Annotated in this window: 7 protein-coding genes; 5 read left to right on the forward strand and 2 right to left on the reverse strand. The window is 60.1% G+C overall.

The window, feature by feature from the left end; genetic code table 11:
• Positions 1-544, reverse strand: a 544-nt coding sequence (gene ppiA, locus ADK28_RS04470; RefSeq protein WP_048794997.1) for a peptidylprolyl isomerase A, incomplete at its 3' end; no start/stop codon positions are given.
• Positions 545-896: 352 nt separating this feature from the next.
• Between ppiA and ADK28_RS04475 the strand changes: the two genes are divergently transcribed.
• The 4 genes from ADK28_RS04475 to tsgA all read left to right on the forward strand — a co-directional run bounded on the left by ADK28_RS04475 (position 897) and on the right by tsgA (position 4,966).
• Entirely contained in the window at positions 897-1,235 is a 339-nt protein-coding gene (locus ADK28_RS04475; RefSeq protein WP_016930352.1) for a PTS lactose/cellobiose transporter subunit IIA, read from the forward strand.
• Positions 1,232-2,539, forward strand: a complete 1,308-nt coding sequence (locus ADK28_RS04480; protein WP_048794994.1) for a 6-phospho-beta-glucosidase — start codon at positions 1,232-1,234, stop codon at positions 2,537-2,539. The genes ADK28_RS04475 and ADK28_RS04480 overlap by 4 nt, the downstream gene beginning before the upstream one ends.
• A gap of 70 nt (positions 2,540-2,609) precedes the next feature.
• Positions 2,610-3,590, forward strand: a complete 981-nt coding sequence (locus ADK28_RS04485; RefSeq protein WP_016930354.1) for a LacI family DNA-binding transcriptional regulator — start codon at positions 2,610-2,612, stop codon at positions 3,588-3,590.
• 191 nt (positions 3,591-3,781) lie between these two features.
• Complete coding sequence (gene tsgA / locus ADK28_RS04490) at positions 3,782-4,966, forward strand: MFS transporter TsgA (protein ID WP_004930336.1); 1,185 nt, start codon at positions 3,782-3,784, stop codon at positions 4,964-4,966.
• 54 nt (positions 4,967-5,020) lie between these two features.
• On the opposite strand, the gene ADK28_RS04495 is transcribed toward tsgA, so the two are convergent.
• Positions 5,021-6,289 carry a cytosine deaminase gene (locus ADK28_RS04495; protein ID WP_227414677.1) on the reverse strand — a complete coding sequence of 423 codons (1,269 nt, stop codon included), beginning with the start codon at positions 6,287-6,289 and terminating at the stop codon, positions 5,021-5,023.
• 303 nt (positions 6,290-6,592) lie between these two features.
• Between ADK28_RS04495 and ADK28_RS04505 the strand changes: the two genes are divergently transcribed.
• On the forward strand, positions 6,593-7,012 hold a 420-nt coding region (locus ADK28_RS04505; protein WP_161802693.1), incomplete at its 3' end, for an FAD-dependent oxidoreductase.

Here is a 7,012-nt window from a genome sequence, read left to right on the forward strand (position 1 = left end):
TCACCACCGGTTTGGTCGGCACATTCTGGTAAGGGCCGACGTTGCCGGTTGGCACCTGAGCGATCTTGTCCACCACGTCCATGCCTTTCACCACTTTGCCGAACACCGCGTAGCCGAAGTCGCGCTGGCCGTGATCCAGGAAGGCGTTATCCGCCACGTTCAGGAAGAACTGGCTGGTGGCGCTGTCCTTGTCGGCGGTGCGCGCCATCGAGATGGTGCCGCGCAGGTTGCGCAGGCCGTTGTCGGCTTCGTTCTTGATTGGCGCCTTGGTGGATTTTTGCTGCATGTCAGCGGTGAACCCGCCGCCCTGGATCATGAAGCCCGGGATCACGCGGTGGAAAATGGTGTTGTTGTAATACCCGCTGTTCACGTAATCGACGAAGTTCTGGGTGGAAACCGGTGCCTTCTGGCTGTCGAGCGCCAATTCGATATTCCCCGCCGAGGTCGTCAGCATGACGTGGGTCTCACCGGCGGCGAGTGCGGCTGGTGCCACTGCGGACAGGGAACACAGCGCGACGAAGGTCACTAAAGTACGTTTGAACATTAACGGGTCCTTTCTCTGAGAGACAAACAACGGAAAAGCGCTTTGATTCTAAAGAGCTGTATCGGCAAGTGCCAGCCATTTACCTATATTTACCCAATTACGGGACATATCCTAGGCGGCCCTGAATTTTGCTGCGGAAAGTATGGGCGCAGAAGGCTTTTTTGCCAACCGCATCACGCATTTTTTGCCCCGTGCCGCCCCGGGGCGGTTTTTGCGATCTGCCTCCCAGTTTGCACACGCATTGTCGTTACTCTACATAAATGAGAGCGCTCTCATTATAAAGGAACGGATACTGAAGCATCCCACGGCGGCGTCGCCGCGCAACCCCTGGAGAAATGACGTGAGTGAATTGATGACTGAAGTCAGCCCCGAGTTTGAAAGCACCATCATGGAACTGCTGGTGTTCTCCGGCAGCGCGCGCAGCAATGCGTTGATGGCGTTGCGGCAAGCGCGCGCCGGCGACTTCGCCGCCGCGGCCAAACACATGGCCGAATCCAAAGAATGGGTGAAGAAAGCGCACCTGATCCAGACCGAGCTGATCGGCCTGGACGAAGGCTGCGGCAAGCTGGCGATCAACCTGATCACGGTACATGCGCAGGATCATCTGATGAACGCCATGGTGATCCAGGATCTGGCCGACGACATGATCGAGCTCTATCGCCGTCAGTCGCAAACGGAGGGCCGCCAATGAGCACGCTCAAAATCGCGGTGATCGGCGGCGGCAGCAGCTACACTCCCGAACTGGTCGATGGGCTGATCCAGCGCATCGAGGAGCTGCCGGTCACCGAACTGGCGCTGGTGGACGTCGAGCCGGGCCGGCAAAAAGTGGAAACCATCGCCGCTCTGACCCGCCGCATGCTGGCGCGCCACGGGCTGGAACAGGTGAAGGTCAGCGTGCACTTCGCGCTGGACGACGCCATTCGCGGCGCCGCTTTCGTGCTGACCCAGTTCCGCGTCGGGCAACTGCCGGCGCGCGCCGCCGATGAACGGCTGGGCCTGAAATACCAGCTGCTCGGCCAGGAGACTACCGGCGTCGGCGGCTTCGCCAAGGCGCTGCGCACCATTCCGGTGATGCTGGATATCGCCCGTCGGGTGGAAAAGCTGGCGCCGGACGCCTGGATCATCAACTTCACCAACCCGGCAGGCATCGTCACCGAGGCGGTGTCCCGCTTTACCAAAGCGAAGATCATCGGCCTGTGCAACGTGCCGATCAGCATGCATCACATGATCGCCAACATGCTGCAGGCGCCTTACGCCGACGTGCAGCTGCGGTTCGCCGGTTTGAATCACATGGTCTGGGTGCATCAGGTCACGCAGCAGGGGCGCGACGTCACCGGCAACGTGATCGACATGCTGTGCGACGGCGCGGCGCTGACCATGAACAACATCAAGGAAGAGCCCTGGCAGCCGGACTTCCTGCGCGCGCTCGGCGCGATCCCCTGCCCGTACCACCGCTATTTTTACCAGACCCGTGAGATGCTGGCGGAAGAGATGGCCGCCGCCGGCGAGCGCGGCACCCGCGCCGAGCAGGTGATGCAGGTGGAGAAAGAGCTGTTCGAGCTGTATGCCGATCCGCAGTTGAACACGAAACCGGAACAGCTCAGCTTCCGCGGCGGTTCTTTCTATTCCGAGGTTGCGCTGGAGCTGATTCGTGCTATCCATAATAATCTCGGCACGCAATTAGTGGTCAACACCGCAAACCGCGGCGCGATCCATGGCCTGCCGGACGATGCTGTGATAGAAATCAACTGTATCGTCGATGCCCAAGGCGCGCATCCACTGACGTTCGGCCCGTTGTCGGAGCCGATGCAGGCGCTGACGCAGCAGGTGAAAGCCTACGAACGCCTGACCATCGAGGCCGCGGTGCACGGCGATCGCCGCAGCGGCTTGCTGGCGCTGATCGCCAACCCGCTGGTGGGCAACGCCAACCTGGCACAGCCGTTGCTGGACGAGGTGTTGACGATAAACGCGCCGTACTTGCCGCAGTTCAGGTAAGCGCCTGCGCGGTATGACAGGGGTTCGGCACGCCGAACCCATTTTTTTAGCCGTAATCAGGAGTTGGACGATGGTGACACTGGAAGATGTCGCGGCGCTGGCGGGCGTATCGCGCGCCACCGTATCGCGGGTAGTGAACGGCGACAGCAACGTCAAGGCGCCGACCCGCGAGAAGGTTGAACGCGCCGTCGCCCAGCTCGGTTATACCCCCAACCCGGCGGCCCGCGCGCTCGCCTCCAGCCACAGCAATACCCTCGGGCTGGTGACCACGTCGTATCGCGGCGGCTTCTTCGGCGCGCTGATGGACTTCGTGCAGACCGAGGCCGAATCCCACGGCAAGCAGCTGCTGGTGACCCAGGGCCGCAACAGCGCCGAAAACGAATGGCAGGCGGTGCAACGGCTGTTCAGCCTGCGCTGCGACGGCGTGATCCTGCACGTGCGTTTTCTCAGTGACGATCGGCTGCGCCAGCTGGCGGCGGAACAACGTGATTTCGTGTTGCTCGATCGTCTGGTGCCGGGGCTGGAAGACCGCTGCGTCACCTTCGATCACCCGCTCGCCAGCCGCATGGCGACGCAGCAGTTGCTCGACGCCGGGCACCGGCGCATCGCCTGCATCAGCGGCCCGCGCGAGCGCCCGTCGAGCCGCCTGCGGCTGCAGGGGTTTGAAGAGGCGATGCAGGCGGCGAATATCGAGCCGGTGGCCTGTCTGGAGGGCGTCTACGATCTGGAAAGCGGTTACCGCTGCGCCGATCACCTGCTGCAGCAAACCGCACGGCCCAGCGCCATCTACTGCTGCAACGAAGAGATGGCGATCGGCGCGCTGCTGGCGATCAACGAGCACCGCCTGCGGGTACCGCAGGATATCTCCTTGATCTGTTACGACAGCGGCGAACGCGCACCTTTCGTGCGCCCGGCGTTGAGCAGCGTACATTTTCCCATCAGCGAAATGGCCCAATACGCGGCGCGCAGGCTGATCGACCCCGCCACCCCGGCGCACCGGTTTGAGCCGACGATCATCAGCCGTGATTCCATTGTGACGGCACGCAAATAGATCACAATAATGCGTATCATCTCTTCATGGGTTGCATCAAAAAATCGACAGCCATCACAAAAAATCCCGTTGTCTGTGCTAGGATCCGCCCCCTGGTGGCCTGATCGGGACTTTTTTCTGCGTTTGCCAGGAAAAGCCAGCGGCCTTATGCCAGCGTTAAAACCTCTAACAGACATATTCAGGCCTATACAATGAATGACAGTAACCGCATACGGCTTACCTGGATCAGCTTCTTTTCGTACGCGCTGACCGGTGCTTTAGTGATCGTCACAGGGATGGTGATGGGAAACATTGCAGAGTACTTTAATCTGCCGGTTTCCAGCATGAGTAACACCTTTACTTTCCTCAACGCCGGTATTTTGATTTCGATCTTCCTTAATGCCTGGCTGATGGAAATCATCCCGCTGAAGCGTCAGTTGATCTTCGGCTTTGTCCTGATGGTGCTGGCGGTCGCAGGGCTGATGCTCGGCAAGAGCCTGACCATGTTCTCGCTGTGCATGTTTATCCTCGGCGTGGTGAGCGGCATCACCATGTCGATCGGCACCTTCCTGATCACCCACATGTATGCCGGCCGCCAGCGCGGTTCGCGCCTGTTGTTCACCGATTCCTTCTTCAGCATGGCCGGGATGATCTTCCCGATCGTCGCCGCGATGCTGCTGGCCCGCCATATCGGCTGGTACTGGGTTTATGCCTGCATCGGCCTGCTGTACGTGGCGATCTTCGTGCTGACCCTGTGCTCCGAATTCCCGGTGCTGGGCAAGAAAGGCGCCGATGCCGGTCAACCGGTCGAGAAAGAAAAATGGGGCATCGGCGTGCTGTTCCTGTCGATCGCCGCGCTGTGCTACATCCTCGGCCAGCTGGGCTTCATTCAGTGGGTGCCTGAGTACGCGACCAAGTCGTTCAACATGGACATCGGCCAGGCCGGTAAGCTGGTGAGCGACTTCTGGACCTCTTACATGGTCGGCATGTGGGTGTTCAGCTTCATCCTGCGCTTCTTCGATCTGCAGCGCATCGTCACCGTACTGGCCGCGCTGGCTACCGGCGCGATGTACCTGTTCGTCAGCACCGATAATCCGGAACACCTGGGCTACTACATCATGGCCCTGGGCTTCGTTTCCAGCGCCATCTACACCACGCTGATCACCCTCGGCTCGCTGCAGACCAAGGTCTCCTCGCCGAAGCTGGTCAACTTTATCCTGACCTGCGGCACCATCGGCACCATGCTGACCTTCGTGGTCACCGGCCCGATCGTGGCGAAAGGCGGCGCGCACGCGGCGCTGACTACCGCCAACGGCCTGTACCTGGCGGTATTCGTGATGTGTCTGCTGCTGGGCTTCGTGACCAAGCACCGCAGCCACGGTCACGTGACGCACTGATTTCTTCGTATCAAATACATCAAGGGCGCCCGCAAGGCGCCCTTTTTTTGCGCCTTAGCGCCGAAAATCCACCGTCTCATCCTGCTGCAAATGCAGCGTGGTTTCCGCCGGCCGCGTTTCGGCGATCACCGCGCCCTGGCGAATCGAATAACGCACCGGCGTCTGGCGGCGCACCGCGTCGAAACCGCTTTCCGCCGGCAGGATCACCAGGTTGGCGCTGTTGCCGGCCGCCAGGCCGTAGTCGCTCAGGTTAAGCGTGCGCGCGCTGTGGTGGGTGATCAGCTTCAGCCCATCGTCGATTTGGCCATAGCCCATCAGCTGGCACACGTGCAGCCCCATGTGCAGCACCTGCAGCATGTTGGCGGTGCCGAGCGGATACCAGGGATCGAACACGTCGTCGTGGCCGAAGCAGACGTTGATCTCCGCCTCCAACATCTCCTTCACTCGGGTCACGCCGCGCCGTTTCGGGTAACTGTCGAAACGGCCCTGCAGGTGAATGTTCACCAGCGGGTTGGCGACGAAGTTGATGCCGGACATTTTCAGCAGGCGGAACAGCCGCGAGGCGTAAGCGCCGTTGTAAGAGTGCATCGCCGTGGTGTGGCTGGCGGTGACTTTCTCCCCCATCTCCAGCTTCAGCGCCAGCGCCGCCACGGTTTCGACGAAACGCGATTGCTCGTCGTCTATCTCGTCGCAGTGCACGTCCACCAGCCGATCGTATTTTTGCGCCAGCGCGAACGCCTTATGCAGCGACTCCACGCCGTATTCGCGGGTGAATTCGAAGTGCGGAATGGCGCCCACCACGTCGGCCCCCAGCCGCAGCGCCTCTTCAAGCAGCGCTTCGCCGTTGGGATAGGAAAGGATCCCCTCCTGCGGAAAGGCGACGATCTGCAGCGTCACCCAGGGCGCCACCTCCTGCTTCACCTCCAGCATGGCGCGCAGCGCGGTCAGCGTAGGATCGGAAACGTCGACGTGGGTGCGCACATACTGCACGCCGTTGGCGATCTGCCACTTGAGCGTTTGCCAGGCGCGCTGTTTGACGTCTTCATGGGTCAACAGCGCTTTGCGTTCGGCCCAGCGCTCAATGCCCTCGAACAGCGTGCCGGACTGGTTCCAGGCCGGCTGACCGGCGGTCTGCGTGGTATCCAGGTGGATATGCGGTTCGACGAACGCCGGCAGCGCCAGCCCGCCCTGCGCATCCAACACGTCGCTGCGCCACTCCTGTCCTTCCGGCTGCGGCACCAGATGCGCGATGCGCCCCTGCTCGATCGCCAGTTGCCACAATCCTTCATGCCCGCTTAAACGCAGGTTGTCGATAAACTTCAATGGACGTTTCGCCACCCTTCACCTCTGCCGTTGCGCTGGTTTTCTTCATCATACTGGCAGCGGATCGCGCTGACAAAGTCGCCGTGTCGTGCCTACCCCCTGCGTTTACTCCCTGCGGGGTAATTTACCTGCAAACTGACTCGCTTCAGCTAAAGATGAATAAAATCCGCAACTTATCAAAAAACGTGAAAAATCATTCATATACCACATTGGAGGTATATGGGAGTGTGCTTGATTTGCATCAATAAATTGCTCATCGGGAGGGATAAGGTAACCCTAGGAAACCAGAATTTTGAGGCAATAATGAGCAGAGTCAAACTTGCCGTCGTCGGCAATGGCATGGTCGGCCACCGGTTCATCGAAGATCTGTTGGATAAAGCAGACAAAGACCAATTCGAGATCACCGTATTTTGCGAAGAGCCGCGCATCGCTTACGATCGCGTACACCTCTCTTCCTACTTCTCTCACCACACCGCCGAAGAGCTGTCGCTGGTGCGCGAAGGCTTTTACGAAAAACACGGCGTGAAGGTGCTGATCGGCGAACGCGCTATCACCATCAATCGCGACGAGAAGGTCATCCACTCCAACACCGGCCGCACCGTCTATTACGATAAGCTGATCATGGCCACCGGCTCCTATCCGTGGATCCCGCCGATTAAAGGCTCGGATAGCCAGGACTGCTTCGTTTACCGCACCATCGAAGACCTGAACGCCATCGAAGCC

The organism is Serratia sp. 506_PEND, assembly GCF_001076875.1.
In the GTDB taxonomy this organism is placed as follows: domain Bacteria; phylum Pseudomonadota; class Gammaproteobacteria; order Enterobacterales; family Enterobacteriaceae; genus Serratia; species Serratia marcescens.